General features: G+C 39.3%; 30 protein-coding genes and 1 other annotated feature. Of the genes, 28 read left to right on the top strand and 2 right to left on the bottom strand.

Annotation, left to right across the window (positions count from 1 at the left end):
• Positions 1–235: 235 nt before the first annotated feature.
• The gene (locus MKZ14_RS09180) at positions 236–1,129 is read left to right on the top strand and encodes an SDR family oxidoreductase (protein WP_339280836.1); all 894 of its coding nucleotides are present in this window, start codon (positions 236–238) and stop codon (positions 1,127–1,129) included.
• A 166-nt stretch (positions 1,130–1,295) separates the two neighbouring features.
• On the opposite strand, the gene MKZ14_RS09185 is transcribed toward MKZ14_RS09180, so the two are convergent.
• Entirely contained in the window at positions 1,296–1,787 is a 492-nt protein-coding gene (locus MKZ14_RS09185; protein ID WP_048390596.1) for a DinB family protein, read from the bottom strand.
• Positions 1,788–2,014: 227 nt separating this feature from the next.
• Between MKZ14_RS09185 and MKZ14_RS09190 the strand changes: the two genes are divergently transcribed.
• From MKZ14_RS09190 to MKZ14_RS09255, 14 genes are all read left to right on the top strand, one after another.
• Positions 2,015–2,230: a helix-turn-helix transcriptional regulator gene (locus MKZ14_RS09190; RefSeq protein WP_279494689.1), complete on the top strand. Its 216-nt coding sequence runs from the start codon at positions 2,015–2,017 to the stop codon at positions 2,228–2,230.
• Positions 2,220–2,711, top strand: a complete 492-nt coding sequence (locus MKZ14_RS09195; protein ID WP_115674029.1) for a hypothetical protein — start codon at positions 2,220–2,222, stop codon at positions 2,709–2,711. Before MKZ14_RS09190 ends, MKZ14_RS09195 begins: the two co-directional genes overlap by 11 nt.
• Positions 2,712–2,888: 177 nt before the next feature.
• Positions 2,889–3,476, top strand: coding sequence for a VanZ family protein (locus MKZ14_RS09200; RefSeq protein ID WP_333004596.1), 588 nt, complete (start codon positions 2,889–2,891; stop codon positions 3,474–3,476).
• Between the two features lie 112 nt (positions 3,477–3,588).
• A complete protein-coding gene (locus tag MKZ14_RS09205) occupies positions 3,589–3,900 on the top strand; it encodes a hypothetical protein (RefSeq protein ID WP_016993679.1) in 312 nt (103 codons plus the stop codon).
• A gap of 173 nt (positions 3,901–4,073) precedes the next feature.
• Positions 4,074–4,325: a binding site (T-box leader), on the top strand.
• Positions 4,326–5,658: 1,333 nt separating this feature from the next.
• Positions 5,659–5,889 (top strand): hypothetical protein, encoded by a 231-nt coding sequence (locus MKZ14_RS09210; RefSeq protein ID WP_339280837.1) that lies wholly within the window; start codon positions 5,659–5,661, stop codon positions 5,887–5,889.
• Between the two features lie 91 nt (positions 5,890–5,980).
• Complete coding sequence (locus MKZ14_RS09215) at positions 5,981–6,487, top strand: GNAT family N-acetyltransferase (protein WP_333004598.1); 507 nt, start codon at positions 5,981–5,983, stop codon at positions 6,485–6,487.
• A gap of 106 nt (positions 6,488–6,593) precedes the next feature.
• Complete coding sequence (locus MKZ14_RS09220) at positions 6,594–7,097, top strand: hypothetical protein (protein WP_339280838.1); 504 nt, start codon at positions 6,594–6,596, stop codon at positions 7,095–7,097.
• A gap of 243 nt (positions 7,098–7,340) precedes the next feature.
• Positions 7,341–7,838: a sigma-70 family RNA polymerase sigma factor gene (locus MKZ14_RS09225; protein ID WP_016994968.1), complete on the top strand. Its 498-nt coding sequence runs from the start codon at positions 7,341–7,343 to the stop codon at positions 7,836–7,838.
• A complete protein-coding gene (locus tag MKZ14_RS09230) occupies positions 7,825–8,940 on the top strand; it encodes a hypothetical protein (protein ID WP_339280839.1) in 1,116 nt (371 codons plus the stop codon). The genes MKZ14_RS09225 and MKZ14_RS09230 overlap by 14 nt, the downstream gene beginning before the upstream one ends.
• A gap of 213 nt (positions 8,941–9,153) precedes the next feature.
• Positions 9,154–9,975, top strand: coding sequence for a copper amine oxidase N-terminal domain-containing protein (locus tag MKZ14_RS09235; RefSeq protein ID WP_339280840.1), 822 nt, complete (start codon positions 9,154–9,156; stop codon positions 9,973–9,975).
• A 153-nt stretch (positions 9,976–10,128) separates the two neighbouring features.
• The gene (locus MKZ14_RS09240; protein ID WP_016994973.1) at positions 10,129–10,446 is read left to right on the top strand and encodes a hypothetical protein; all 318 of its coding nucleotides are present in this window, start codon (positions 10,129–10,131) and stop codon (positions 10,444–10,446) included.
• A gap of 578 nt (positions 10,447–11,024) precedes the next feature.
• Entirely contained in the window at positions 11,025–12,125 is a 1,101-nt protein-coding gene (locus MKZ14_RS09245; RefSeq protein WP_339280841.1) for an alpha/beta hydrolase, read from the top strand.
• Positions 12,126–12,289: 164 nt separating this feature from the next.
• Positions 12,290–14,419 (top strand): DNA topoisomerase III, encoded by a 2,130-nt coding sequence (gene topB / locus MKZ14_RS09250; RefSeq protein WP_339280842.1) that lies wholly within the window; start codon positions 12,290–12,292, stop codon positions 14,417–14,419.
• 104 nt (positions 14,420–14,523) lie between these two features.
• The gene (locus MKZ14_RS09255) at positions 14,524–15,369 is read left to right on the top strand and encodes a nucleotidyltransferase (protein ID WP_339280843.1); all 846 of its coding nucleotides are present in this window, start codon (positions 14,524–14,526) and stop codon (positions 15,367–15,369) included.
• A gap of 81 nt (positions 15,370–15,450) precedes the next feature.
• Here the strand turns inward: MKZ14_RS09255 and MKZ14_RS09260 are convergent, their stop codons facing one another.
• The gene (locus tag MKZ14_RS09260) at positions 15,451–16,062 is read right to left on the bottom strand and encodes a TetR/AcrR family transcriptional regulator (protein WP_016994976.1); all 612 of its coding nucleotides are present in this window, start codon (positions 16,060–16,062) and stop codon (positions 15,451–15,453) included.
• Between the two features lie 202 nt (positions 16,063–16,264).
• On the opposite strand from MKZ14_RS09260, the gene MKZ14_RS09265 reads away from it, so the two are divergent.
• From MKZ14_RS09265 to MKZ14_RS09325, 13 genes are all read left to right on the top strand, one after another.
• Positions 16,265–17,017 (top strand): glucose 1-dehydrogenase, encoded by a 753-nt coding sequence (locus tag MKZ14_RS09265; RefSeq protein ID WP_339280844.1) that lies wholly within the window; start codon positions 16,265–16,267, stop codon positions 17,015–17,017.
• Positions 17,018–17,641: 624 nt separating this feature from the next.
• Positions 17,642–19,000, top strand: a complete 1,359-nt coding sequence (locus MKZ14_RS09270; RefSeq protein ID WP_048390622.1) for an aspartate kinase — start codon at positions 17,642–17,644, stop codon at positions 18,998–19,000.
• Positions 19,001–19,104: 104 nt separating this feature from the next.
• Positions 19,105–19,290: a hypothetical protein gene (locus MKZ14_RS09275; RefSeq protein ID WP_048390624.1), complete on the top strand. Its 186-nt coding sequence runs from the start codon at positions 19,105–19,107 to the stop codon at positions 19,288–19,290.
• A 204-nt stretch (positions 19,291–19,494) separates the two neighbouring features.
• Positions 19,495–20,178 (top strand): adenosylcobinamide amidohydrolase, encoded by a 684-nt coding sequence (locus tag MKZ14_RS09280; protein ID WP_312126654.1) that lies wholly within the window; start codon positions 19,495–19,497, stop codon positions 20,176–20,178.
• The gene (gene cbiB, locus MKZ14_RS09285; RefSeq protein ID WP_279494702.1) at positions 20,175–21,131 is read left to right on the top strand and encodes an adenosylcobinamide-phosphate synthase CbiB; all 957 of its coding nucleotides are present in this window, start codon (positions 20,175–20,177) and stop codon (positions 21,129–21,131) included. The genes MKZ14_RS09280 and cbiB overlap by 4 nt, the downstream gene beginning before the upstream one ends.
• Complete coding sequence (locus tag MKZ14_RS09290; RefSeq protein WP_054548767.1) at positions 21,118–22,212, top strand: threonine-phosphate decarboxylase; 1,095 nt, start codon at positions 21,118–21,120, stop codon at positions 22,210–22,212. Before cbiB ends, MKZ14_RS09290 begins: the two co-directional genes overlap by 14 nt.
• Complete coding sequence (locus tag MKZ14_RS09295) at positions 22,209–22,817, top strand: histidine phosphatase family protein (RefSeq protein WP_054548766.1); 609 nt, start codon at positions 22,209–22,211, stop codon at positions 22,815–22,817. The genes MKZ14_RS09290 and MKZ14_RS09295 overlap by 4 nt, the downstream gene beginning before the upstream one ends.
• A 12-nt stretch (positions 22,818–22,829) precedes the next feature.
• Positions 22,830–23,405: a bifunctional adenosylcobinamide kinase/adenosylcobinamide-phosphate guanylyltransferase gene (locus tag MKZ14_RS09300; RefSeq protein ID WP_048390634.1), complete on the top strand. Its 576-nt coding sequence runs from the start codon at positions 22,830–22,832 to the stop codon at positions 23,403–23,405.
• 20 nt (positions 23,406–23,425) lie between these two features.
• On the top strand, positions 23,426–24,202 hold the full coding sequence (cobS, locus tag MKZ14_RS09305) for an adenosylcobinamide-GDP ribazoletransferase (RefSeq protein ID WP_066038525.1): 777 nt from the start codon (positions 23,426–23,428) through the stop codon (positions 24,200–24,202).
• Positions 24,175–24,771, top strand: a complete 597-nt coding sequence (locus MKZ14_RS09310; protein WP_339280845.1) for a histidine phosphatase family protein — start codon at positions 24,175–24,177, stop codon at positions 24,769–24,771. The genes cobS and MKZ14_RS09310 overlap by 28 nt, the downstream gene beginning before the upstream one ends.
• On the top strand, positions 24,723–25,115 hold the full coding sequence (locus MKZ14_RS09315; protein WP_036081116.1) for a bifunctional adenosylcobinamide kinase/adenosylcobinamide-phosphate guanylyltransferase: 393 nt from the start codon (positions 24,723–24,725) through the stop codon (positions 25,113–25,115). Before MKZ14_RS09310 ends, MKZ14_RS09315 begins: the two co-directional genes overlap by 49 nt.
• 31 nt (positions 25,116–25,146) lie before the next feature.
• A complete protein-coding gene (locus tag MKZ14_RS09320) occupies positions 25,147–25,641 on the top strand; it encodes an ECF transporter S component (protein WP_333006720.1) in 495 nt (164 codons plus the stop codon).
• Positions 25,638–26,324 (top strand): hypothetical protein, encoded by a 687-nt coding sequence (locus tag MKZ14_RS09325; protein ID WP_333006719.1) that lies wholly within the window; start codon positions 25,638–25,640, stop codon positions 26,322–26,324. The genes MKZ14_RS09320 and MKZ14_RS09325 overlap by 4 nt, the downstream gene beginning before the upstream one ends.
• Positions 26,325–26,508 lie beyond the last annotated feature (184 nt).

Consider the following 26,508-nt stretch of genomic DNA (forward strand, 5'->3'; position numbering starts at 1 on the left):
GTAAGTGTTCAAACTATCCATTTCAACATTGGACTAGTCTGCTCGCTTACATAGGGTGTTTTTTTCTTTTGTAAGGAAAAAATAAATGACTCAATCATGGGAGGAAGAGGGTAATAAATCTGAAGCTGTTTAAAGTAAATGATCAGAGGGTATTCAACAAAATGTAACAGGATTTAAATAGTGCAAGCACGCAAAGTGTTTGTTACTAATTAATCAAGATAGGAGATGATAGTTGATGGGAAATCCACATCTAACCGATCCACGCAAGAAATTTCATACCGAAAAATTTCCAAATCAAGAACAAAACACGCCAGCGCTACAGAGTGAAATGATCCCCAAGCCTGACTGTGGAGAAGAATCATATAAAGGTTACAATCGTCTGAAAGGGCGCAATGCCTTGATTACTGGAGGCGATTCTGGAATTGGTCGTGCTGCCGCCATTGCCTATGCACGTGAAGGCGCCAATGTAGCCATCCAGTTCTTCCCTGGTGAAGAGGAGGATGCCAACGTCGTTAAAGAGTTAATTGAAAAAGCAGGCAGAAAAGCATTACTGCTACCATATGACTTACGAGAAGATGGCACAGCGACAGAGATTGTTACAAAAACAGTGGAGGCCTTTGGCGGATTGGACATTCTTGTATTAAATGCTGCGCAACAGATCGCACAGCCATCCCTAAGTGATTTAACAATTAAACAAGTGCAAGACACTTTCAAAGTAAACATCATCAGCATGTTCGAGACCGTAAAAGCTGCTGAGGAACACTTGGAACCAGGAAGTGCAATTATCACCACCACATCGGTTCAATCTTTCGATCCATCCTCATCTTTAATGGATTATGCCGCGACAAAAGGTGCAATAAGCAACTTTATGGTATCCCTATCCTCGTACTTTGCTTCTAAAGGTGTCCGTGTCAATGGTGTTGCACCTGGCCCGATTTGGACGCCGCTTCAGCTAGATAACGGGAAATTAGAAGGAGAGATTCCTGAGTTTGGCCAAAATACGCCCCTCGGCCGTGCAGGACAGCCAGTAGAGCTTGCACCCGTTTATGTTCTTTTGGCCTCGGATGAAGGAAGTTATATCACGGGTCAGATTTATGGAGTGACAGGTGGTAAGCCGATAGACTTGTAAACTTACTAAAACCACTCTCGACATTAGTGATGTTCCACTGATTATGGTAGAAAAACAGCTTAAGATGGATAATGAAAACGAATTAAATGATATGCCCCCTATAGTTAGTAGTTTGTCTCTAACTTGAGGGGGCATCTGCTTTTCAATCACCAATTGGAATCATCGTTTATAAGTAGGAGCGCTTAGCTGGCCATGATCCTTGTAGTTTACGAAGTTGGACAATTTGTCCTGTATGGTAAGCGTCGTGCAAAAGGATATTTAAATATTGTTGCCAAACTGGAAGAGCGGGACTAGGTTGATCTAATGCCTCTTCTTGCAGGGAGGCTAATGAAGATTGTAAGGCATCATGTACGTGAAGGGTTCGATTCACTGTTTCTTGCCAAGCATCTTCATCATGAGCACCGCCTTGGACAAACGTTTCATCATTATTTTGTGGAGCAACAAATGTCTCATCTTTATGTAAGCGAGAAAGTAAGCGCTCTTTAAAGATTAATAAATGGTTTACATTTTCCCAAATCGTATTAGCAGCATTTCCTTCTGGTTGCCAACTAGCTTGCGCAGCAGTGAGATTCTTTAATGCTTCTGATAACGGTGGGTACCATTCCTCTTCGTAAAAAACCTGATTGACTCCATTTTGCAAGAGCTCTTTTTTACTCATTTGAATAACCTCCTTTTTGTAACGCTCAAAACATTCCTTACTATTAATTTATCAAATTTTCCGAAAATAGTACATAGTAATAGAATTTTGTTGTTCTTTACTCGACATTGCCATATCATCTAACTAAAAATCAAATTGTAAAGTTTGCTTGACATACGAAGTGATGTAAAGTAAACTTTACTTAACATTAAATGTATAGTTTGCTTTACATTTATAAAGGAGGCATTATGAAAAACAGAATTCGAGAATTACGAAAATTGAACAAGATTACGCAGGAAGAATTGTCGAAACAAGTTGGCGTTTCACGGCAATCGATCATTGCTATTGAATCAGGCAAATTCAATCCATCCTTAGAGCTTGCCTACAACATATCCAAAGCGTTCAATAGCACAATTGAAGAAGTGTTTATATTTGAAGAGGGGAGAATGAATAATGGAGATTAATATCTGGGGTATGATTGGATTGTATGGGGGAGTGATTGGTGGACTTCTTGGATGGTGGTTCGGGCGACAGAAAGCTAGAAAAAATAGAGGTTTAGACGAGCTGTACTATCATATTTGGCAAAAGGCGAGATCCTATTCATGGTATGTGACATTAGGAGCGCTGTATGTTTTCTTTACGTTACTCAATTTTGGCATTGAATTAAGCACTGCTATGGTTTTAGGTATCCTTTTATTAACACACGTAGCGAGTTGGGGAATCATTGGGATTATTTTGACCATCAATATGTCCAGCGCAGCCCCGTTACAGCCCTCGCGTGTGAAGGTGGGCCTATTCGTCTTCATTACGTCCATTATTGTATTCACGATCATCTCGATCCTGACGACAAACTGGCTATTTTTATTATTTAGTATTCCACCTAATTTAATTGCACTTTTTACTGCACTTATTCCGAAGCGAAAAGATTCCGAGGTAACCTACTAAACTTCATACTAATATCGTACCGTTTTTTCCCCTATAGATATGGTGGTCTATGGGGGTGTTTTTTATAATGACAATAAAAACAGCTAAATGAAAAAATGGTAGTGGAAGAACACTATTTGACTAACATTGTTAAAATAAGTAAAATGATAGTTGTTACAAAATTTGGGAGGTGTTTACTTGCATACAAACTATGTTCTATATAATATTGTTCCTTTCGGATTTTTAGTGTTGTTGGTCTATATTTTTATAGATGTATTTCTTGATTACTTTAGAAAAGAAATCAAGAGTAATCAAAGACGTGTTACTTTATACAGCTTTCTTTTCTATTTACTATGTTTACTTCAAATTAAAGTAGGGGGAATAACACTTTTACCTCTAAATCCAGAAGACAAGAGTAGACGTTTTATTACAGCTAATGATTGGTTTGGAATTTTTGATAGTATCCACTTCAATATGTATTTGTGGAGCTATTCATCTATAGTTTATAATTTTTTATTATTACTCCCCTTAGGGATATTTTTATTCGTTCTTTTCCATTTTAATTATAAAGCCATTTTAATAGTGATATTGTGTTGTTTAGGTATAGAGCTTTTACGTCTCCTATTAGGGTCGTTTAATTTAGTTCCTAGGAACATTGGTTCTGTAGATGCTATTTACTTGTTATGTAATATACTTGGTGGAATAGTTGGTATAGTAATAGTGAAAATATTTATACATATACAAGTGAAGCGAAAAGATAAAGTTTATAAGGGTAGTTTTAATTGAATAATGTCTTCGGCAATCGGGCGCGTTTATTTATGTAGTTATTTGAAACCTTTCCCACAATTTACCGTTAAGTATTGTTAAACAGCAATACAAATAGAAAGAGGGATTCGTTATGATGGGTTGGCTTAATATTGGCAGTCTCTTACTAGGACTAATCGCTTGGATACTTCCAGTTATTTATCTAATGGGAAATAATAAGCATGAACATGCTAATTGGGGCATCCTTTCCGTTCTCAGCATCAGTGCCTGCGCTATTTCAATTAGCTTCCAGATGTTCTATCAATATCATTTAGTAAAAATTGAGGATTGGACGGCACTCCTGGACACCACACGTGCAGTCGTGATCGCCACAGCAGTTCTTCTCATTTTTACATTGCTATTAAATGGCCTTACTTTTATTGTATATCAAAAGAACAAAAAGTAAGAAATTCGTTGCCTGTTCGTATGATTGAAATATATTTTTGGTTTTCAGAGAGTGTAATTTTGGGTCTTTTACAATCGGGCGTTTTTATTTAGCGAAAATCTACTCTTTCTCGTGAGATGGCTAAAAGAACCGACTACGCTATATTATAATATCATAGGAAATATTTGTATAGAACAAAGGCTATGAAAAGAAGTAGTATCAATTATTTTTACGAACAGAAAGTTACCGGTTGATGAGAGGTGCATGTAAAACGAGTGAGAATTCATCTTGGAGCTGTGTACCGAAAAGATCATTCTAAGTAGGCTACACCCGTAAGCATCCGTAATCATGTGCGAGAGTATCGTCAAATGACCGTACTTCCTAAGGTAAGTAATGTGAATTGCATATAAATTAAAGGTGGTAACACGAGTTGAATCGTCCTTTTGATTAATCCAAAAGGCGTTTTTTTATTCCTTTTTTGAGCAAGTATTTGAAAATCTAAACGTATGAGGAGTAAGCATTAGAAAAGATAATCATCAAGATTCACAACTAAAGCGTGGAATTAAGTGCGCGTCACATGCAATTAATTGCACTTGGCGGATCCATTGGGGTTCTGAAGTAGCGGATAAAACATGAAAAGTAGCGGATAGAAGGTGAAAACTGATGGATAGAGCAGGCGAAGTGAGGGATAGATTCTGAAGTAGCGGATACAACGTGAAAAGTGGCGGATACAACATGAAAACTGATGGATAGAGCAGCCAAAGTGAGGGATAGGCTCTGAAGTAGCGGTTAAAACGTAAAAAGTAGCGGATACAACGTGAAAAGTGATGGATAGAGCAGCCAAAGTGAGGGATAGATTCTGAAGTAGCTGTTAAAACATGAAAAGTAGCGGATAGAACGTGAAAACTGATGGATAGAGCAGTCAAAGTGAGAGATAGGTTCTGAAGTAGCGGTTAAAACGTGAAAAGTGAGGGATAGAGCAGACAAAGTGAGGGATAGGCTCTGAAGTAGCGGTTAAAACATGAAAAGTAGCGGATACAACGTGAAAAGTGAGGGATAGAGCAGGCAAAGTGAGGGATAGGTTCTGAAGTAGCGGTTAAACCGTGAAAAGTAGCGGATAGAACGTGAAAAGTGAGGGATAGAGCAGACAAAGTGAGGGATAGGTTCTGAAGTAGCGGTTAAACCGTGAAAAGTAGCGGATACAATGTGAAAAGTGAGGGATAGAGCAGGGAAAGTGAGGGATAGGCTCTGAAGTAGCGGTTAAAACATGAAAAGTAGCGGATACAACGTGAAAAGTGATGGATAGAGCAGACAAAGTGAGGGATAGGCTCTGAAGTAGCGGTTAAAACATGAAAAGTAGCGGATACAACGTGAAAAGTGATGGATAGAGCAGACAAAGTGAGGGATAGGCTCTGAAGTAGCGATTAAACCATGAAAAGTAGCGGATAGAACGTGAAAAGTGATGGATAGAGCAGTCAAAGTGAGGGATAGGCTCTAAATTAGCGGTTAGAACGTGAAAAAGTGAGGGATAGGGCCATCTATTTTGCTCCTTTTCATCTAAGGGTCATATTGTTGAGTAAAGCAATACATCTTACATTTGCGTGTTTATCATTTAAGTAAAGTTTCCAAACAAAGCTTCTGGCACTTTAAGTTTCAGCATTTTAATACATGATATACTTAAACGCACTTGAATTAACACAAGGTATATTGTTATCTTTGTAGAATCTAATTATTATAATAAATTGCGGTGAAATTCAATTATATAAAGGGAGTGTAAAGGTGGATCTACTACTTTGGGTAACTATTGGTTTCATAATCATTGGATTTGTTGTGCTCTCTTCTATGAAAAAAGATATGGAAAGTAAGGTCGCTTTTATAAAGTTGAATATGGAGGAAGAGGGAAATTCATCACAAGCTAAAGCTGTAGTTTGGTGGATATGGAGTACCACTGCTTGGGGGATAGCGAGTATGTTTCTTGTTGTTTGGTGTGTCCATCATTACTTTGGGTAACTTTTTGGCATCAAATGTGCTAAAAACAGGTACTGCGTATATCTAAATGAAATATAGTAGCAAAATAGATTAAAAGCAAAGGGTGGGTAGTTTGAAGATTATCGAGACGGAACGATTATACCTGAGAGCGTTAAAAATGGACGATCATCATGAATTATCAAAAGTGCTTTCCGACCCAGAGTCTATGCAATATTACCCGCATCCTTTTAATCAAGAAGAGGTTAAAAATTGGATCAGCTGGAATGAGAAAAATTATAAGCAATATAATCACGGACTATGGGCAGTTGTTTTAAAAGAAGGGGATCGATTTATCGGTGATTGTGGGATAACCATGCAGAACATTGACGGTGTATGGTTACCTGAAATCGGTTTTCACATTATTAAAGCGTATTGGAATAAGGGGTATGCCACAGAAGCGGCGTCTGCTTGTAAGGAATATGCATTTAATGTTTTGGGCTATTCCGAAATATTTTCATATACGACCTTAAAAAATATTCCTTCCCAAAAAGTTGCAGAAAAAATTGGAATGAAAAATTATAAGTTTTTTGAGAAGAATGGTGAACAACAAATCGTTCAAGTTGCCTACAAAAGTTTATGAATAGTGAGTAACTCATTTTTTATTCCAAAAAAGGGCGCGTTTATTTAGGAACGTGTCTTTTTCTTTTAAAGAATTGAATTGCATTCATTTTTCAAAGGGGGATTGAATGAAGAAGTATATAAAAGGTTTAGTACCTTGCATTTATTTGATGTTGTCGTTCTTTGTACTATCTGGCTGCAATGCTCAAAAAGGTGGTAATACTTATTATTTATTATTGATGGGTGAAAGTGAAAGCTGGAATCTAACTGGGCATGAAATTGTTATAACACCAGAAGACTTTAAAGCAGGATTTGGGACCTTAAAAATGAAAAACGTCAATACGTATATGACAGATTTCTTCCACTTTGAAACGCATGTGGTTATCGAGAGTGATGATTCAGTCGTTCATACTGATTCAGTTACTGGTGAGACGAATATAGCAGAATATACAACTGGTGCTATTGCAGGGCCATACATCAATAAAAACGGTGACTTTATTACACTTGAAGATGTAAATGAGATTTATGTGGTCGTTGAATGGTGGGATACTAGCAAGAACGAAAGTATAAAAGAAAGAATAGATTTATTTAACAAATCGAACAAAGAACAGTCCTTCTTGAACGAACTATAGTTATAGTTGAATAACGATCTTCTCGGACGCTTTTCTGAAATAATAGGAAAGCGTCTTTCTTTATGAAAAGAGCCCTTATTAGTAAGCCCATCTACTACATAGGCATTGTTGCATCATCTAGAAGTGCATTGCATTCTACTGCAATCTTGATAAAAAGGCTACTCTAAAATATTTCCAGGAGTTTGAACAATTTTTTAGAAAACGAGCGTCTAAGTAGTAGGATTGAAACGAGGTGAGTTGTTGTTGGAACAAATCGTAGAACAATATGGTGAATATTTATATCATCTTAGCTATTTATATATGAAGGATTTTCAGCTTGCAGAAGAGATTACACAGGACGTACTCATGAAGTATTTATTACATAAAGACGATTTTAGAAAAGATGCTTCATTGAAAACGTATTTAACCCGTATCGCTATTAATTGCTGTCACGATGAACTACGAAAACAAAAGAGAAAATCATTTATTTCAAAGCTTTTACCACTAGGTAGAACTGAACCCTCCGTAGAGCAAACATATATAGCAACAGAAGATTTTGCAACTTTAAAGCAAATTGTCTTTGCATTACCACTTCATTATAGGGAAGTCATTGTACTGTTTTATTATGAAGAATTTGATGTTTCTGAAATTGCTAGTTTATTAAACGTCTCACAAAACACCGTTCGTACAAGGATTCGTCGAGCGAGAGAATTGTTGAAAACAAATCCGGAACTGGAGGCAATATTTTATGAAGGAATTTAAAGACAAGCTAAAAGAAGAATTGCGACAAGATGCCCCATTTACAAACGACATCAAGCAACGTATATTGCAAAAGAAACCCATAAAAAGAAAGTTCAACTGGCAGGTTGTCACCGTATCTATTGCAGCTTGTTTCATTATTGGGTTAATGCTATTCGTTGAGTTTTCTCAAAAGAATAACCTACAAACCGCAAGTCAGCAAAATGAGCTACTACCGATTGTCGATGATGTTTCTTCGTTAGACATCATTCAACCGAAATATGCCCATCTACTTGGAAAACAATGGATGCTGCATTTTTTACCAATGATTATCGATAAGGAAGCCCCCATTACGTATGGCGATTATATTGCCTTTTATGGAACGGATGGGCTTGTCGTTTCAACTGTAGTAGGATTAGGTAATGATCATGTAGCAATGAAGCAAGGGCAAATTTTAGTAGAGGATACCCCATTAAAAGTTCATGGATTAAATGAGCAAATAAAAAAAGAGGATATTAATAACCCATTTAAGAATCCTTACTTTTTTCATAATTTTGGAACAAGATCAGCACCATTCAATGACAAATCGATTTCTGCGAAAGAAAAAGAAATTGTTGTTTATGACAGTGACGAAGGCCATACGATTATGAAAATTAGTGAGGGGCAATTAGTTGGTAAGGTCGTAGGCTTCCAAAATTTTGAGCTAACATTTGAATTGACTGAACAGGAGCAGCAAGTTTTTGATGCCTTTAAAGCGGATTATAATATTGAAAAGTTAAAAAATATGACACCCCAAGCGATTACTAAAATGTTTTTATTGAGTGATATTGAAAAAGATTATGAAACATATGAAGCATTGTTTACAACAAATAAGAACGAAGAAACAGAAAGTGTTCGAAGATATTATGAGAAAACGAAAATCGTACGTCAGGAGTTGTTTACAAAGGAAATAAATCGCCTTATTATTGCAAACCTCTTTGCTGGGTTAGAACATGCGGAGTTTGAGCAACAAACAGATACAACAGGGGTTGTAAAATTTATTTCACTTGAAGGACCAACAGAGCTAGATATGGAGAAAAATGCCCAAGGAATTTGGCAGCCAGCCTTTAGCAGGGGAATTTATTAGCTTTTTAGAAAGGACATCAATTCTAGTTGATAATTTTCATCAGTATCTTTATCTAACAATCTGACGCGTTTATTTCGAAACGCGTCTTCTTTTAATGGGTCATGTAAAATTGAATAAAGAGCAGAAAGTTTAATAATATAGGTGGATTTTTATGGTAAAATATTTAGTGGAATGTATTTTTGGGGAGAATAGTGAGAAAAGGAGTGTTCAAAGTTGAAAAAAGTGTTCTCAGGAATTTTTCTTGGGTTGATTCTACTCACTTCGTCACCGGCACATGCAGCCGATTTTCAAATAAAAGTTGACGGTGTTACAATTGCATCTGATGTAAATCCAGAAGTTAAAAGTAATCGGACAATGGTTCCTTTACGTGTAATTAGTGAAAATTTAGGGGTAAATGTTATATGGTCGGATGCTCAAATCACCCTTACTAAAAACGATATACAGGTAACACTAAAACTTAATCGTAATCAAGTGGTGAAAAACGGTAAAATAGAACTGCTTGATGTAGAGCCATACATGAAGAATAATCGTACTTTTGTTCCGATGCGTTTTCTTGCCGAAACATTTGGCAGCAATATCACTTACAAAAACGGTACAGTAACGGTTGAGACACAGCCTCTCTTTATTGATGGTATAAAAGTAAAAGCATTGCAATACGAATATCATATGACATTAGGCGGAGTCGTACAGCAAATCAATGGGAATGGTTATAACGAAGCTATTTATAATACTTTTATAAAAAATAATGGAAGTAAAATCGAAGCACCTACATATAATCCTTGGGATTCTCATCCCATTCCGGTAGGGAGCTATGATAAAAATGCGCAATTTGATTTTTTAGACCAAAACTCGAATAGTATCAAACGGTTCGATATTTATTTTTCCACGGGGGACTCGGGCGGGGTTTTGGTGCATGATACTACTGCAAATCATTGGTATGTTTACAGTGATACCGCAAGACTGGGAATACTTCAATTAATTGATACAGCCTCGTTGAACGGCTTTGTGACGGTTATGAGTAATACAGTTCCATAAGGTGGATAATAGTGTTTTCTTATTGAGTTAACGGAGTGCTTTACTTCAATAAGGCGTAGAGCCCTTTTCTACTTAAACTAAATTGCAACTTTGTTTGAATCATTACGCTAGGTTATATTTTCATTTATATTATTAGAAATGAGGTTAATTTATTTGGATGAATTGAAGAAAGTTGTTCTTAGTTTACTTGAAATCATTGTAATTCTATCGATTGGTTTACTTATCACAACTTATATTTTAAGACCTATATACGAGAATTTTGGAATTCAATTTACAGGAAACGTATGGGTAAACTGGTTTGGCCTATCTTATATTTTATTCGTCGTATACTCGTTGATTGTCGGTATGTTTATTTTTCGGAAAAGTAATCTCTTTAAACAGCGACGTACATCAGTACTCTTTTGGCTCATTTTTATTGGTTCGAACTATGTAGTTTTTATCCCTTTTATAAAAGGTGAAAATCCATTCTAAGACTTCTATACGGGTCACTAATTCACCAATTCCAATTTTTATCGACACAAAGTAGGATAAAAATCAAAAACTGCATCCATTTAGATGCAGTTTTATTTTTTTCTAATCAGTGTTTCACCAAGTGGGATTCCAACTACAACAACCAAAACCGTTAATATTAACAGCGCTCTAAAAATAAAATATGCAGCTTCATCAAACATCGTATCCCTCCTTCATTTTTACAATACCTACCTCATATTCCGAAAGAATTATTGTTGTGTTTTTATAGTTTACGTCATTACAAGGTACGTATGCAGTTTTTTTAAAATTTGTGGTCTTCAGGCATTTCTTTAAAAAGAAATGCGTCATGCTTCCTCTAATCCATTAGAAAATCATTGTATTGATGCTATACAAAATCTTCAATCGTTCATTACTAAAGAATGAGCTAAAGATTAATAATCCTTTACCCGAGATAATAAATAGTAAACATGTGTCTGTTGAGAAGGGAAATATCGGTCCTTATTGAGCTTAGCTAAATATATCTTACATAGATTTCGATAGTCAACGATACATAAGTCAATTTAATGGAGGTTATGATAATGAGGATAGCGAAGAAAATAGCCAAGATAGTAGGAATCCTTCTAGCTATACTGACTTTGTTTATGGGGATTGGATACGCTATTCTTGTGATTAATCCGTTCGGGAATCAACCAGGCAAGCCAGTTGCGGATATTGAAAACAAGGTGGAGATTTGGGGAGAAGAAGTGGCAGGTAATCATTCGGGAAGTAAGCTAGACGATATGAATATAAAGGGCAATCCTAACAGACTTTTGGCGACATTCAGATTTTCCACTGGCATTGTGGGGGAAGACTATAAAGACAATGAAGCGGCCATTGATACCTTTACCTATATCCATGAAATTGAAGGGGGCTATGAAAAATCAACCTATGAAGATGCGCCCTATCTGATTCCTTATACGGTAGCGAACAGTAACAGTGCCGTCATTATTATGCCAGGTGGTGGTTATGGCTTTAAGGAAATGGATGGTGGAACAGCGGAAGGGAAGGAAGTAGCTGCATCATTAAATAAAGCAGGTATTAATGCATTCGTTCTCCACTATCGTTCCAATCCCTATGAGTGGCCTATTCCACAGCTAGATGTTCAGCGAGCTGTCCGTTATTTACGTTATCATGCCAATGATTATGGTCTCCATCCAGATCGAATTGGTTTGATAGGTTTTAGTGCTGGAGGTTATCAGACGGGTAGCTTTATTAACCTTATTCAGGGTGAAAATCTGTTTCCTGCTAGTTATCAGCCTGATACCATTGATGCAGTTGATGATCGAGTAGCATCCGCTGCTATGATTTACCCTGCATTGACGTATCGCTATAATGTGCCCATGCTCTTTGCTTCTTTTAATGATGAAGATGTTAGAAATCCAGAAAAGCGTGAAGAGCTCTTACAGCAGACAGATTTATCTACGCATTTCAGAACAGCTCATATACCTCAGTTTATTGCTTATGGGACAAAGGATTTAGCAATCGGGGTAAAAGGTCCACAGGAATATATTCAATCCGCACGAAACGCAGACGCGGATGTGACTGTGATTGTAGCAGAGGGCCAGAATCATGGCTTTAAGCAGGCATACTATATGCGAGCGTATCTTGAATGGGTAAAGAAAATTTTTGATTCTTTATAATTTGCTTTAAAAGAGGTCAAAGATTTTAGTAAGTGCTATTTTATATGGTTTAAAGTAAAATAGTAGTAAGGTATTTCACCATCAACTCAACTAATCTGATTAGTTGAGTTTTATGTTTTTATAGAAAAAGCTACTAAAATATTGTAAAGAAGATGTGATGATTAATGGGGAAAATTGCGATATTAGCAGAGAAACCATCTCAAGCAAGAGCATATGCAGACGCCTTTAAAGTGAAGCACAAAGAGAAAACCTTTATTGAACTGGAACCCTGTGCTACTTTTCCTCATGGGGCAGTTATTACCTGGGCGGTTGGTCATCTTGTTGAATTAAAGGAGCCGAAAGAATATCAAAAGGAATGGGAGAAATGGTCGCTTGCTTCATTACCGATCATTCCGCAAAAATTTGAAGATAAAGTGGTCTCTAAAATGTATCCACAATTCAATGCAGTCAAAAAAATCTTTAGTGATCCCCAAGTAACGATGATTTATAACTGCTGTGATAGTGAACGTGAGGGTTCAAATATCTTCTACTCCCTTTTGAAAATGACAAAAGTAAATAAGCCAGTTAAACGATTATGGATTAATTCATTAGAAGTGGAGGAAATCCGAAAAGGGTTTAATCATATGCAAGATAATGACCGGGACTTGCTTATGTACCAAGAAGCCAAAACGCGTCAAATTAGCGATTGGTTAGTAGGTATGAACTGTAGTCGCCTCTATACGCTACTGTTGCAGAAAAAAGGCTTCAAGGGCAGCATCTCCATCGGACGAGTGCAATCGCCAACCGTCTATTTAATTTATAAAAGACAGCAGGAAATTGAACAGTTTAAGCCTGAAAAATTTTATGAAATCGAAGGGGTGTTTAAAGCTCAACATGGTGTGTATAAAGGGAAGGCGAAGCTAAAGACAAAAGAGCGTGCAGAGGCAGTGCAATTATTGCAACAGCATGGGATTGAACCGCATGATACAGGCCTCATTACAAGTGTCATGAACAAAACGAAGCGGATTGCACCACCTAAACTACATGCGCTTTCAACATTACAAGCGGCTGCCAATAAACGTTGGAAATACAGTCCATCGCATGTGTTGAAACTTACGCAATCACTTTATGAGAAAAAGCTCGTTTCTTATCCACGTACCGATTCACAGCTCATTACACATAATGAGTTTGCCTATTTAAATGAATCATTAGGAAACTATCAGCAGCTTGTGGGAAAAGCATTTCAGCCAATCAATCGAGGGAAGAACAAGCGCTATGTCGACAGTGCCAATGTTGGGGAGCACTATGCAATTATTCCAACGAAAAAAATACCGACGGCAAAAGCGTTGCAATCCATGAATGCGGATGAACGAAATATTTATTTTGAAATCCTCAATACGACACTCGCTATGTTTCACCAAGATTATGAATACGATGAAAAAACGATTCTAACGAATGTCAAAAGTGTAGAATTTAAAACAGTAGGGAAAACAGAGCTTGTCAAAGGCTGGAGGGAATTATTTTCAAATGAGACGGAGGTACAGGTGCGTGAGGAGTCGTTACCTGTTGTCTTCCAGGATGAGGTAGTACAAAGTAAGATTACTATTGTAGAAGGCACGACAACACCTCCGAAGCCCTATACAGAAGGCCAACTCATTACGATGATGAAAACATGTGGTAAATCGGTTGAGGATGAAGAGGAAATCGAGGTGCTGAAATCGATTGAAGGGATTGGGACGGAAGCAACTCGGAGTGGCATTATCGAGACGATTAAGAAGCATGGATTTATTGACGTACGAAAAAATATCGTGAGCATTACACCGAAAGGCCGGCTTTTATGTCAGGCAATTGAAGGGACATTACTGTCAAGTCCATCCATGACGGCTAAATGGGAAATATACTTACATAAAATTGGTCAGGGAGAAGGCTCTGCTAAGCATTTTATTGAAAGTATAGGCAAGTTTATTCATCAATTAATAGCAGAGGTGCCTAAACAGTTAGAGGCACTGACCATTGAAGCGGAGCAGTTTAAACCAGCCGTGGTAAAAGATATTGCCATGTGTCCAGCATGTAAGGAAGGGAAAATAGGCTTGCGTAAAAGCTTTTACGGTTGTTCGAATTATAAAAATGGTTGTAAGCAAACGTTCCCACAAAGGCTATTAGGAAAAAAACTAACGGAAAAAAACATCCATGATTTATGTAAGAGTGGGAAAACAGCTATGATGAAAGGCTTTAAATCAAAGAATGGCAAACAATTTAATGCAGCCCTTCGTTTGGTAGAAGGAAAAATTGAATTTGAATTTAAAGAAAAGTAAATGATAGTTTCAAAGGACTTCCAACATGAAAATAGGATAGTTTGTTTGTATAGGACATGCTATCCTATTTTTAAGCAAATCAGTCACCTAAAAGGAGCGATGTAATGACGACGATAAAAGCAATTGGAAGCTTATGTGTGACGGATAGTGATGGATACATAATTAATCATGCTGATTGGAATAAAATCAACCCTATTTTTCTTCCTGTCATCAACGATGTGATTCATACGTATCGCACCCTTCTCCAAGATGACTTACATAGCATATATACAAGGGGATCGATTCCAAAGGGTATAGGGATTGAAGGAGTAGCTGATTTAGACACAATAGCGGTTACGAAGCAAAATCCTAAAAAACAGCAGGTAAAGCGGATAAAGGAAGTAGAACAAGCATTAACTCAAAACCATCATTGTGTAGATGGGATTGAGCTAAGTGTATACGGCAAAGAAGATATTTTAAATACGATATCTTTTTCAATCATTAGTTTCATCCTCCAAACCCATAGTATATGTGTCTTTGGAGAGGATTTAATACCTCGATTACCAAGATATAAAGCGAACGAGGCTTTAGCGAATGACCACCTTATCCAATTGCAGGGGCAAATAAAAAATGCCTGTGATGACCTTCAAGATAATTCGGATAGAGAGGATATTAAAGATTGTTGTAAGTGGATTATGAAAATTATAGTAAGAGCAGGGCTTGCACTTGTCATAACGAAGGAAAACACCTATACAAGAGATTTATACCCCGCTTATAAACGGTTCTCGGAATATTTCCGTGATAGGGAAAGCGACATGAGAAGGGCACTTGAATATGCAATCACACCCATAATTGATACGAACGTTTTGTTATTGTTTTTAAATGAATTTGGAACGTGGATGGTCAGTGAAGCGGAGAAATGGTTACAATTCTATAACCCTACTAGAGAATTAAACATGAAAATCGTATAACTTTCGAGACAAATAGAGAAAGGTAATCACATATGCGTTGTGATTACCTTTTGTTGTTAATTAAAATTTGGTGCTCTGCTTTTATCTTTCAAAAGGGTTGTCAATATAAGGGCCTTTAATGGTAATACGCATTAACTGGGTCGCCATAAATTTTGGGGTATAAGGCATATCATTTTCTAACCACCAGACAATTACTTCAAGAAAGGCAGCCGCATAAAAACGGACGGCCATTTCGCGGGGCACGGTCAGTTTTTGGTCGTCAGGTTCCATCACTTGAATGCCGCTTGAGACAAAATTGATAATAATGTCTTTAAGGCCATCGGAGAAATAAGGGATATTTTTTTCCGTGAGATAGACCTTGTATAGCTTACTATTCAGCGCTATTTGTTCAAATAAATGCATAAATGTCTCGTGAGGCTGGTCATAATTTGGTAATAAATCAAAATCCTTCTTCTCTTCAGAGGGTGGATGGATACTACTTACAAGCTCATGCAAGGCTTCTTCAGAGCTTTGATAGAGAAGGTCTAATTTATCACGGTAATGTAAATAAAAAGTGGCACGATTTAATGTAGCCCGTTGTGTAATATCCTGTACCGTAATCTTTTCATAGCCTTGTTCATCAATTAAGGCCACTAATGCATCTCTTAATAATTGGCGCGTTCTGATGACGCGAGGGTCCATTTTTTTCGACATTTTGAAGCTCCTTGTATTAAATTTTCTATTTAAACAACAGTCCGATTGTAAGTGTTGTGAAAGCGTCATTACGGGCTTCGGTGTTGTTTGCCCTTTTTCAATTGCGCGTTATAATTATATTAACGACACGGTGTCGATAATACAACTAGTTGTTAACGTGTTCACGAATTGTTCATTTATATAGAAGAAAGGGAGTTTTATGATGGGTCGTTTAAATGGGAAAGTAGCAATTATTACAGGAGCAGCAATGGGAATGGGCGCTTCTGAGGCAAAACTATTTGCACAAGAAGGAGCAAAAGTCATTGCAACAGATGTACAAATCGAGCCATTGAATAATTTAGTAAAAGAAATTAAAGAAAATGGTGGAGACATTATTGGCCTTCAACATAATGTTACTTCTGAGGATGAGTGGAAAGCGGTGATTGCAGAGGCTGTAAAGGCATATGACAAAGTGGATATCCTCGTCAACAATGCAGGCGTTTCATCACCTAAAACAATTGCCAACATGGAAATGGCTGAATGGAATAAAATAATGGATATTAACCTGAATGGCTGTATCATTGGCATGAAATATGTGATTCCTGAAATGCAAAAAGCTGGCGGTGGGTCCATTATCAATATTTCTTCGATCGGTGGGATCGTGGGAATGGCTGGTACAAGCCCATATACAGCAGCAAAAGGCGCGCTTCGTGTGCTTTCTAAATCGGCTGCGATTGAATATGGTAAAGATAAAATTCGTGTGAATTCTGTTCACCCAGGCATTATCGTGACACCAATGACAGCACCTACGATGGAAGAGGGCGGTGCATTGCCATACTATCAAGCTTACACACAATTACCATACTTCGGTGAGCCTGAAGATGTAGCTTTTGGCGTAGTGTTCCTAGCATCAGACGAATCCCGCTTCATGACAGGAGCAGAGCTCGTAATCGATGGCGGCTGGACAGCCATTTAATCAAATAGTAACAACAAAACTAGGCTTCACTTGACGTGAGCCTAGTTTTTATTATGGATGAGGGTGAATACCCGCGAATCGAGTGAAGATACACGTGGTAGAGAAGTGAATACCCGCGAATCGAGTGAAGATACACGCGATAGAGAAGTGAATACCCGCGAATCGAGTGAAGATACACGTGATAGAGAAGTGAATACCCGCGAATCGAAGGGAAATACCCGCAATTGACCAATAAATCCTCGATAACGAGCGATAAACCACATAAATAAAAGAAAAATCCTTGCTGAAGGAATTAGCGGTACATACAAAATAGCACAGACATAGTGGATATTTGTGCATATCATAAATGGAGTAAGCGTTTTCTTCATTTATATAGAAGAAAGTCAAAACCGAAAATTTCACGATTATGTGAACGTCACGAAAAAAAATTCACAAAAACCTTAACTATTTCATGTGAAATCCGTATAATAAATCAAACAGTACGAAAATTGTCCATATTTCTCGAAAAATTGCGTGAATTTTTTAAATTGTATTGACGTAGGAAACGATAATTTGTACACTGTGTACAGTCAATTGTTTTGTGGAGGAATACAATTAATTTGAAAAAGTTAGGATTTGATAGATATGATCGTGTGTAAATTTGGTGGAACATCTGTAGCAAGTGCAGAACAAATACAAAAAGTAGCAAACATTGTAAAATCTAATCCGGCGCGTAAGATTGTTGCCGTTTCAGCACCAGGGAAACGTTCTGGTGACGATATAAAAGTAACTGACCTATTAATACAATTAGCAAATGCAGCGTTACTACAAGAGAATACAGAGGAAAAATTGCAAACTGTTGTGGATCGTTTTAGAGCGATTGCTGATGGTTTGGGGCTAGATAATGCCATTTGTGACGTAATCGCAGAAGATTTACGTGAACGTGTACAAGGTGACAAAACAAATGTGGAATTATTCATCGATAGTATTAAAGCAGCAGGTGAAGATAATAACGCCAAGCTTATTGCAGCTTACTTTAATGCCATTGGTATGCCCGCACGCTATGTCAGTCCTAAAGAAGGTTTAGTGGTCAATGATTTACCAGAAAGAACCTTTGCATTACCTGAAGCGTATGCTAATTTAGCCCCTTTAAAAGACACAAAAGAAATTATTGTGTTCCCAGGGTTCTTCGGTTACACTAAAGCGGGCGTATTGCGAACATTTGACCGCGGTGGCTCTGATATTACAGGCTCTATTTTAGCAGCAGCCGTTGAAGCGGAGCTGTATGAAAACTTTACGGATGTGGATTGTGTGTTCTCCGCGAATCCGAAGGTTGTCAATGATCCAGTGGAAATTAAAGAAATTACGTATCGCGAAATGCGCGAATTATCATATGCAGGCTTTTCAGTGTTCCATGATGAAGCGTTAATGCCTGTCTACAAGATTGGGGTGCCCGTTAACATAAAAAATACTAATAATCCATCAGCCCCAGGTACACGTATTGTACCAAGCCGTCCTGCAACAGGTCGTCCAGTTACAGGTATTTCGGCAGACAGTGGCTTTTCAACTTTATATGTCTCTAAATATTTGATGAATCGTGAGGTAGGCTTTGGACGTAAGCTACTCCAAATTTTAGAAGATGAAAATATTTCTTATGAACACACACCATCTGGTTTAGACGATATTTCTGTCATCATGCGTTCGAATCAACTAACACCAGAAAATGAAGCACGCATTCTTAGTCGTGTGAAAGAAGAGCTACATGCAGAGTATGTAGAAATGCGTCACGGTTTTTCCATGATCGTGATTGTGGGCGAAGGGATGCGTCATAACACAGGATTAGCTGCCCGTGCTGCCACAGCGATTTCAAAAACTGGCGCAAATATTGAAATGATCAATCAAGGTTCTTCTGAAGTGAGCCTCGTGTTTGGTGTCCTTCAGGAATATGAAAACCGCATTTTACAAGCGTTATATGAAGAGTTTTTTGCCCATGCAAAAGCATAATGACACAATCGTCACTAATCCAAGTGTTTCTTGCTTGGATTAGTGTTTTCTTTTTGCCGAGAATACGGTAAAATCGAGGGCGTACATAGTTGGGAGGGTTATTCGTGAAGAATTTAACAATCGGTATGCTTTTTTCAATCATCGGGATACTTTTTGTCTGTTTAACGATTATGGATATTTTACCGTCATCGACAAAAACAATGAAAATTGTTTACATAGGCATTGGGTGGGTCTTTATTATCGTCGGCTCTGTCATCCGCTTTAAGAATCTCAAACAAAAGCAGCAATAACACTTTGAAAATGGAATTGTGACAATAGCCAAAGTTATGATACAATTTCAAAGAAAATAAATAATTTGAGTATTATGAAGTTGTTATTCTGTACAAATGTTCAGAAGGTTCAAATTTTAATAAAGAATCGACCGTACAAATTCTTCTTTGTAAGAATTTGTTTTTTTATGTTCCGCAACAACTTTATCGCGAGGAGGCGATTGATTGCCTATACTTACTAAGGATTGCATTCATATTTTTGACGATTATGTTGCCCTTCAAACAGCTTCAGCCATGAAGGTTGTATCCTCAGCCATGCATAACCCAGGCTTTGGTCATTATACGCATCTGATGAATCGAACGGTGCCTATTACCTATGATGAACGACAGCCACATCAGGAATTGCTGCAGTTTTTGCAGGCACAGCATTTCCCGCATGACAATACAGTGGCTATGATGACGGCTGTCCAAGCCAAGTTTGCGACTATTCGTGACTTTACATATGAGGGAATCCACCTTGTCATTATGATTACCGCAGGGCTTGGCAATGCGGTGGATATTACCCGTGCTTTTCAACGAGAGGAGCAGTACCATGCAGGCACCATTAATACTTGGGTACTGATCAATGGCAAGCTGTCTGATGAGGCACTTTTTCAGGCAATGATTTCAACTACGGAAGCCAAGGTCAAGGCTTTAGTAGATGAAGGTGTTACGGATCCTACGACAGGCACGCTAGCTACAGGTACATCTACTGATAGCTTGCTTATTGCCTCGACAGAAGAAGGGGACTTCCATCAATATGCAGGTCCCATCACCATGCTTGGCAAGATCATTGGCTATGGTGTTTATGAAACGATGTGTGAGGCGGTTAGAAAATACAAAAAAGATAAAGAGGAGAGGTCTAAATGATTGCTATCGTGATTGCCTGCATCATAGGGCTTATTTTTGATTTAGTAGTAGGGGACCCTCCGAAGCTTCCTCATCCTGTACGCTGGATTGGACACTTGATTCAATCGCAAACAGCTTTATGGAATAAGGGCAAATGGCGCAAGCTACGTGGGACAGTGATGGCACTTGCTGTTGTTGGCACGACCATGTTTGTGGTGACGCTAATTCTATTACTAAGCTATCAGGTGAGTATCATTTTTGGCATCCTTGTAGAGGGTCTGCTGATTGGTATCGGACTGGCACAGCGGAGCTTGAAGGAGGCGGCGATGGCTGTCTATGAGCCGCTTGTCAAAGGGGATTTTTCCGAAGCACGTGTTAAGCTGTCTTGGATTGTCGGACGTGATACCGATAAACTAGGTGAGGATGAAATTGTGCGTGGTGTGGTAGAAACGGTTTCTGAGAATACAAGTGATGGTGTGACAGCTCCACTCTTTTATGCCTTTCTATTTGGGGCAATTGGTTTATGGGGCTATAAGGCTGTCAATACCTTAGATTCGATGGTGGGCTATAAAAATGAAAAATATAAAGACTTTGGTATGTTTTCAGCCAAGCTTGATGATGTCCTGAATTTTATTCCAAGTCGCCTTACAGGCTTACTGATCGTGCTTGGTACGAAAAATGAAACAGATCGTTCGCTTGGCAAGCGCTTAAAGCGTTGGGTACAGGACGCTAAGAAGCATCCTAGTCCAAATAGTGGCTATTTAGAGGCAGCGACTGCAGTGCAGCTTGGTGTACAGCTAGGAGGAAAAAATACGTATCAGGGCGTTGTTTCTCATCGAGCAATTATGGGGGAAAAATTAGTGCCATTAACGAAAGAGCATATTGCAACGTCCATTATTCATATGCGTATTGCCACAGTGCTGTTTGCGCTTGTTATGTTAGCAGTGGAGGTGTTAATTTATGCGGTTACCTAATCACGGAGCAAATCCGCAAAATGTTTATCAGCAATTAGGCTTAACGATGCCTGAGGTGGTGTATGATTTCAGCGAAAATGTCAATGCGGCAGGACCACCAGCCTTTGTGGAGGCACGTTGGCGTACTTTTTATCCACTAATTCAGCGCTATCCAGATCCAGATGGGGAGCCTTTTTTAACGAAGGTCGCTGCTTTTCATCAAGTAGCAAAGAATACGATTTTACTAGGCAATGGGGCTTCAGAGCTTTTTAGTGTACTAGCAAGACGCTATGCCAATAAGCGTGTCATCATTGTGCATCCAACTTTTTCAGAGTATGAGCGAACATTGCGTGCTGCAGGTGCTACAATTGTTCCTATTGTCGTGACAGATTTTATCAATTACACATTGCCATTAGAGCAGCTACAGCAGGAAATGTTGACGGCAGATGCTGTTTATCTTTGTACACCTAATAATCCAACTGGCGTATTGCCAAATAAGGAAGATTTACTCGCCTTAATCGCACACGGAGCAATCGTTAACTGTGAGCTTGTTATCGATGAGGCATTTATGGATTGGGTAGATGAGGCGCATTCGCTGATTCAGTTTAGTGCCCAAAACCCACATGTTATTGTCGTTCGTTCGATGACTAAAATGTATGCGATTCCAGGTTTACGACTTGGGTATTTGGTTGCGCATGCTACAATTGTGAGCGCCTTAAAAGAAATGCTACCGCATTGGAATTTAAATGCCTTTGCGCTTGTAATTGGGGCAAGCTGTTTAGACGAACAGCACTATTGTCAGCAGGCAATTACCTATGCCGCTGCGCAAAGGGAATGGCTGCATCGTTACTTACAGGACAATGGCTGCCAAGTAACGAATAGTGTAACGAATTATGTGTGCTTCTCCTTACCGAAAACACAGCAAGCAGACGCCTTTTTCACCTATTGTCTTGCACAGGGTGTTGTGCTGCGTCACACAAAAAACTTTCAAGGTTTGCAGGGTGAGTGGTTCCGTATTGGCATAAAAGACATTGCAGCCATGACATCTTTACATAATTGTCTACAAACGTGGTTTAACCTAAATAAGGGGAGAGAAAAGTGACAACTTTTTATCTAGTAAGACATGGGGAAACACAATGGAATCAGGAGCATCGACTACAGGGGTGGCTGGATTCTCCATTAACGGAAAACGGTAGAGCAGCGGCTGAAAAACTTCACAAGCAACTGCAACAGATTCCTTTTACCGCTGCTTATTGTAGTTCAAGTGGTCGTGCAAGAGAGACGATGGCTATTTTGATGGCCAATCGCAAGCTGCCTATTGCCTATGAAGATGATTTACGGGAGATCTTTTTAGGGAAATGGCAGGGGCAGACAATCGACGATATACTGGCGACACATAAGCTTGATTATGAGCTATATACGAACTACCCTGCGCAGTTTGTGGCGAGTCATACAGAAAGCTTTGGAGCTGTAACAGAAAGAGCGATGTTTACATTAAAAAAAATAGCAGCCCAACATCACAATGAAACGATCCTCATTGTCTCCCACGCTGTAACGATTAAATGCATTATCAATGCTATTTTACAGCGCAGTATTAGTGAGCTATGGGCGGCCCCATACATTCATGGGACAAGTGTGACAGTGATTGAACGGCAAGGTCAACAATGGCTTGTGAAGGATATTGGTAATTTACATCATTTACAATAGGAGGTGTCCTACATGGCGCTTATTTTTATTACAGGTGGTGTACGTAGTGGTAAATCCCATTTTGCCGAGCAAGCAGCGCTTCAGCATTATGAGGCACAGGCATGTACAGCGAAACGCTTGCTCTATTTGGCTTCGGGTATTGCCTTAGATCATGAAATGGAAAAAAGAATCTTACGGCATCAGGCAGATCGCCAGGCACAGCCTGTACAATGGCTGACGGTGGAGGCTCCCTATGCAATTTCTGAAGTATTTGAGACACTTCAGGATGGAGATGTGGTGCTGTGGGATTGCGTGACAACTTGGCTGACCAATGCTTTTTACGAAGGCTATGACAAGGGGACACCCTGTTTACAACAGCCTGGTTGTTTAGCTAAGAAGCTACAGGCCGTCAAGCAGGCGATCCAATCACTACTGAAGAAGGATTTGACTTTTTTTGTGGTATCCAATGAACTGTTTGATGAACCTCCTTATGCTAGTGATGAAGTAGAATTATACCGACGAACGCTCGGACAGTTCCATCAATGGTTGGTTTCTATGGCACAGGAGGCCTATGAAATGAACTATGGCATTGTAAAGAGATGGAAATAATCAAGAAGGAAGGCAAGAGGATGAAAAATTTTTGGCATAGCCTCCTACTGGCATTTCAATTTTTTACGGTATTGCCAGTACATAAAGAGCTTCCGCTAACAAGGTCCACCATCACAGGCATGTTTGCTTGTTTACCGTGGATAGGTGCTTTAATGGGAACAACGGTGGCAGCCGTGCTTTATAGTCTTATGCAGTGGACAGCCAGCAGTGAAGTGATGCTAGCTTTCACTGTGATAGGGCTATTTGCTTTATGGACAGGTGGTTTGCACTTAGACGGCTTTATTGATATGGGCGATGCCTATTTTTCCTATCGAGATCGAGAAAAACGATTGGAGATTTTAGATGACCCCCGTGTGGGAGCGTTCGGAGTATTGGCTGTGGTGTTTTTATTAATGGGGAAATTTGTTATTCTACATGAGCTTTTTGTGCAGCAGAAGTTCGACTTGTGGATGGTACTATTCGTTCCATTTCTAACAAGGGTGGGCATGAGCTTTTATTTTATGTCACTCCATTGCTCAAAGGAAAAAGGTCTTGCTTATTTTTTTAAGTCTCATATGAATGCTAATCGATTAAAAGTGATCATGCTGTTATCGCTCGTATTGGCGATGACGGTTGTTTTTATCAGCACGCAGTTCTTACTTCTTCCTGTTGTCCTAGTCGTCGTTTTAGCCATTGCACTTTTTATTTTTCGACAATTTACGTTGCGTAATTTTGGTGGAGTATCTGGCGATTTACTGGGTGCCTCCATTGAAGGGATGGAGGTTGTGCTATGGGTGACATTGTTACTGTGTGCTTAATACGGCATGCGCCTACAAAAGAGAATCTTGAAAAGCGTTACCTTGGGTGGACGGACGCACCATTAGCAGATACAGCCAAGCTTGCTGTTGTGGATGCATTGGTTAAAAAGGTATATGGCAGTGATCTACAGCGCTGTCGACAAACGGCTGCTCATTATTTTCCCAATGCTAGCTACCAGGCAGAGGCCTCCCTTCGAGAGACGAACTTTGGTGCATTCGAAGGAAAAACCTATGAGGAGTTAAAAATGGATGCGCACTATCGGGCATGGATAGATGATCCAATTCGTACACCTCCTCCACAGGGTGAGGCATTCGATGTTTTTATGAAACGTGTTGTAGATGGATTTCATTATTTACCAAAAAATGAGGATAGCTATTATTTAGTGGTTCATGGTGGGGTCATTCGTGCCTTACTTGTTGCGTTTGCGCCAACAGAACAGCCCTTTTGGTCCTATCAGGTGCCACATGATAAACAATTTGTTTTAACATTTACAAGAAAGGCTTGGGAGGAGGGAGCACGATGCATGTCTTTATCGGAGGTGCCTATAACGGCAAAACCGACTATGTGATGCGCTTGTATAAACAGCAACAGGTGGTCATGATTGCGGACGAACTTCCTGAGGTAGCGCCAGCCTGTGATGTCCTTGTCCTGAAGAACTTAGAAAACTGGCTTGTGACACAAGATTTGGAGGAAGATGAACAAATCGTACAAACGGTGCTAGCAACATTACAAGAGCTTGAGCAGCATTGTACACTTGCACTTATTGTAACGGATATGGGGCGTGGTGTTGTACCAATGGATAAGCAAGCCCGACAGCTACGCGATACCTGTGGCCGTTTATACCAAGCTTTGTTCAAGGAAGCGGAGCAGGTTGTACGGATTTGGTATGGAATAGCTGAGCAATTGAAGTAAAGAAGACATTCAACAGAAAAGAGGGAATGATATGGAACGACAAAAATTAAGGAAATGGATTTTGACGGCAATGGTAGCGGCCATCTGTGCAGTAGGAGCAATGATTAAGGTACCAACGTTTATTTCAACGGCTGCACTGGATTCGGCTCCTGCCTTTTTAGCGGTTGTCTTTCTATCCCCCATCTTAGCGGGGGCTGCTGGATTGATCGGTCATTTTATAACGGCATTAACGTCTGGCTTCCCATTAGGGCCATTACATATCATAATCGCGGTGGAAATGTTAATTGTTGTATGGGTCTTCGGGGTGATGCATAAAAAAGGCATGCACTTTTGGAAATGGCCGGTTGCCTTAGTATTAAACGGTATTATAGCGCCACTACCATTTTACTTTATTATTAGTCCAGCATTCTTCTGGGGTGCTTTAGGCAGTATTCTGATGGCAACGGTGATCAATTTAATCATTGTCGCGGTAGTTATGCCCATTCTGTCAAAGGTTTTTGTGCGTAAGGAAGGTCGTGTACAGTGAGAAATGCGATGAAAGTAGGCACGTTCATTGCAACAATGGATAATGCCGCTGCCATTGGACAAAAACCGCAAGATGTTGTGTCAGCACCCGATCAACTGACAGCCTATATGACAGCACGTGTGACCTTTTTAGAACAGCTTGCGGCACAGGCACTACCTGTCCAAGTTCTACTTGCGAATTTTTCTGGAGATGCTGCATGGTCTCGCTATGAAAAAGGTATTCAGCAAGTGTTTACAGAGGCAGGTCTTACATGCCCAGCCATTTCAGGGAGTACGGAATCCAATATGCCCACATTACAGTCAGGCTTAGCCATTACCATGCTTGGTGAAATCCAGCAGCAGCGTCGGGCATTTGACCACGATCAGCTTAGCTGGTACACCTATGGCCTGCCGCTTGTGGGCGAAGAGGTGTTGGCACAGCCTGAAGATGTGGCGCAGTTGCGGCCAATTTTTCAGGCGTGGCAGGCAGAAATTATTCAGCAAGTATGGCCAGTCGGATCAAAAGGGCTACAAGGAGAATTTGCCCGTTTGTTTGGAGAGCGAAGTATTGAAAGCTCCCTCGATTGTGCAAAATCAGCAGGGCCCTGTACGGTCATTTTGCTAGGCATTGATCCAGTTCATGAGCAGCAGGCACAGAAAATTTTCCTGCGAAATTTTGAGAAGCTGAGAATTTCTGTTAACTGATAGAGCCTGTTTTGAGCAAATGATCGCATCTTGGGACAGGGCTAGATAATCCAGAGCGAGTGTTATTTTCCTTCGATATGATTCTTGCTCTGGGTAGTTTCTTACTTATTAACAGGATGACGCTTAATCTAAATTAGCTGGCTGTTGCTTGTAAAGGAAAAGGCCCGCTCTGTAGTGTGAGGAA

It is taken from the genome of Lysinibacillus sp. FSL P2-0066 (assembly GCF_037969495.1).
In the GTDB taxonomy this organism is placed as follows: domain Bacteria; phylum Bacillota; class Bacilli; order Bacillales_A; family Planococcaceae; genus Lysinibacillus; species Lysinibacillus boronitolerans.